Here is a 3,232-nt window from a genome sequence, read left to right on the forward strand (position 1 = left end):
CGGTGAAGTTGGCCGACCCGAGCAGCTGGCGCAGGTACCACTCGCCCTGCGTCTCGTTCTCCAGCTCCTCCTCGGTGAACACCTCGGCGCCGTCGGGGAAGTGCCCGCAGAAGATGATCGCGTAGGACCAGATGTTGCGGATCACGTTGGCGGTGAAGTTCGCCGTCGCGGTCGGCACGAAGTTCGGGCCGGTGAGCGCCGGGAACAGCACGTAGTCCTTGCCGATCTGGCGGGCCTGCTTGCGTGCGATGTCCGCGAGCTTGCGCTTGAACTCGTCCGGGTCCTCGATCTGCTGCTTGCGCAGGCCCTCGATGTCGAGGTCGTGCAGCGAGACGCCGTACTCGAAAGCCAGCATGAGCAGCGTGTTCACCATGGGCTGCGTCAGGTAGTACGGGTGCCACGGCTGGTCGGACCGGACCCGGAGGATCTCGTACCCGACGTCCTTGTCCTTGCCGATGACGTTCGTGTACGTGTGGTGCAGGTAGTTGTGCGAGTGCTTCCACTGATCGGCCGGGCAGACGTTGTCCCACTCCCACGTCGACGAGTGGATCTCCGGATCGTTCATCCAGTCCCACTCGCCGTGCATGACGTTGTGGCCGATCTCCATGTTCTCGAGGATCTTGGCCACGCCGAGCGTGAGCGCGCCGGCCCACCAGAGCTCGCGGCGGTTGCTGCCGAACATCATCACGCGGGCGGCGACGTTGAGCCGTCGCTGGATGGTGATCAGCCGTCGGATGTAGGCGGCGTCGGCGTCCCCGCGCGACTCCTCGATGTCGGACCGGATCTGGTCGAACTCCCGGCCCAGTGCTTCGACGTCCTCCTGGCTGAGGTGGGCGAATTCCTTCACGTCCCGGATGGCCACGGCGACTCCTATCGTTGCTTGCGGCTGCGGTGGTTGTCGCTGTCTCAGGCGTCGACGACGCAGTCGCCTGCGGCCGCCGTGATGCATGTCTGGATCTTGACGGCGTCCCAGCTCTGTCCGCCGGAGCCGTCCGCGCGGTGCTCGGTGCCGTCGCGCAGGTCGCGCACCGTGCCGGAGCGCAGCGGCACGACGCAGGTGTGGCAGATGCCCATGCGGCAGCCGAACGGCAGCTTCAGGCCCACCGACTCACCGCCCTCGAGCAGGGTGGTCGCTCCGTCGACCTCGACCTCCTTCTCCGACTGGGAGAAGGTGACGGTGCCGCCCTCGGCCTCCCCGCCCGCGAGGTTGGCCGAGAAGCGCTCGACGTGCAGGTGGTCCTCGAGACCCTCGGCCTCCCAGACCTCCTCGGCCTCGTCGAGCATCGCGTTCGGGCCACAGACCCACGCCTCGCGCTCGGTCCAGTCGGGGCAGACCTCCGAGAGGTCGTGCAGGTCGAGGTGACCCTCCTCGGTCGTGTGGCGGCGGATCACGGTGACGGAGCCGTACCGCTGGTCGAGGTCGGAGAGCTCGTCGGAGAACAGGAAGTGCTCGGGGTCCGGCGCGGAGTGCACGACCACGACGTCGGGCATCGTCCGGCGCCGGTCGAGCGTCCGGAGGAACGCCATGATCGGCGTGATCCCGCTGCCCGCGGTGAGGAAGAGGATCTTCTTCGGCGGCGGCTCGGGCAGGACGAAATCACCCTGCGGCGGGGCGAGCCGGACGATGGTGCCGGGCGCGACGCCGCGTACGAGGTGCTGGGAGAGGAAGCCCTCCGGCTGCGCCTTGATGGTCACCGAGAGGTGGCCGGCGTCGCGCTTCGGCGGCGAGGTCAGCGAGTACGAGCGCCAGTGGAAGCGGCCGTCGACCTGGACCGCGATGCCGACGTACTGCCCGGGCTGGTGGTCGAAGGACCAGCCCCAGCCCGGCTTGATGACCAGCGTGGCGGCGTCCTCGGTCTCCGGCACGACCTTGACGATCTTGCCCCGCAGCTCCCGCGCCGACCACAGCGGGTTGAGCAGCGTCAGGTAGTCGTCGGGGAGCAGCGGTGTCGTGAAGCGGGACGCGGCCGCGCGCAGCCGCTGGACCGAGCGGGGTAGCCCCGTCGAGGACTCGTTCACTGATGCCTCCGCTTCGTTGCCGGGGACAGGAGTGCGCCCCACCGAACGGGTGAGCGCGTGCCTCCGGATTGACCGATCTTCGTCACATCAAAACATCCGGTGATGTCATATGACATCGCGGGATGTCATGGACGATCGGGGTCCTCGTCGTCCCCGAGGACCCGGGACGCCTCGCGGACGAGCTCGCCGACCGCCCGCGGCATCGTCTCGCGGAAGGCCGACATCACCGTCTGCGCCGCGACGGGCTGCAGCTTGGCCACGACCTCGCGGATCTCCTCGAAACGGTCGGCCGGCAGGCCCGCCGTGACGAAGTCCTGCCACACGGTACGTCGGAAGAGATCGACGAAGTTCTCGGCGACCTCGGTGACGTGCTCGAGCACCATCCGCCGCGTGCCGAGGAGCGCGTCCAGTGGCATCCCGAGGCGCACCGCCTCCGCGCCGGCCCGCACCATCCCGGGGCTGTGCACCCGGATCGACCCGCCACCGAGGTCCTCGATCAGCCCCGCACCGACGAGCATGTCGTAGTGCGCCGGCTCGACGCCCACCCACGAGGTGAACTCGTCGCGGTCCATGTCCACCGGCGGTTCCGCCTGCCAGGGCATCAGCATGTCGAGGTACTGCGAGAGGGCGCGCTCGGCGGTCTGGCTCGGTGTGGCGTCCACGAGGCGTTCGATCGCGGCGAGCGAGAACCCCTCGGACTGCAGGTGCGTGATGAGCTCGAGCCGGGCGAGGTGCTCGGTGCCGTAGAACCCGGTGCGCCCCTGCATGTGCGGCGGAGGGAGTAGTCCGCGGGCCGCGTGGGCGCGGACGTTCCGGACGGTCATCCCAGCATGGGAGGCCAGACGGTCGATCGTCCATGCCCCCGGAGACCCCACGCCCACTCACGGTACGAGTGTTCCACGGCGAGCGCGGTTCGTGTTACCCCGGGTACCTAGTAGTTGTGCGAGGTCGGTCACGTCGAGGGGTGCGCGGGCGCGGGCGGGTTCGGCCCCCGGCGGCCGCGTGGGGCGCCCGTGGCGTTCGGGGTGGACGAGGTCCTGGTCCCGCTTTCCTGACCAGGGGTACTGCACTCAGGTCGAGTGGCGTCGGACGGTGCGTGGCGTACCCCTGACCCGCGGGTCGGCCAGGCCGGACCCCGGTTCTGCCGGCGACGGGCACACCACGCAGGTGACATCGCTCGGACGATGCACAGCGTGCTCGTGATCGTCGTGCA

The 3,232-nt window shown here is 69.2% G+C and carries 3 protein-coding genes; all 3 read right to left on the bottom strand.

Features of this window, described 5'->3' with window-relative positions; genetic code table 11:
• A partial coding sequence (locus tag AC0CYZ_RS19465) for a fatty acid desaturase family protein (RefSeq protein ID WP_472218310.1) occupies positions 1–862 on the bottom strand: 862 nt, incomplete at its 3' end.
• Between the two features lie 44 nt (positions 863–906).
• Entirely contained in the window at positions 907–2,019 is a 1,113-nt protein-coding gene (locus AC0CYZ_RS19470; RefSeq protein ID WP_472218312.1) for a ferredoxin reductase, read from the bottom strand.
• Positions 2,020–2,144: 125 nt separating this feature from the next.
• Complete coding sequence (locus AC0CYZ_RS19475) at positions 2,145–2,900, bottom strand: MerR family transcriptional regulator (RefSeq protein ID WP_472218313.1); 756 nt, start codon at positions 2,898–2,900, stop codon at positions 2,145–2,147.
• Between the last annotated feature and the right edge of the window lie 332 nt (positions 2,901–3,232).

Source organism: Actinomycetospora sp., assembly GCF_055612215.1.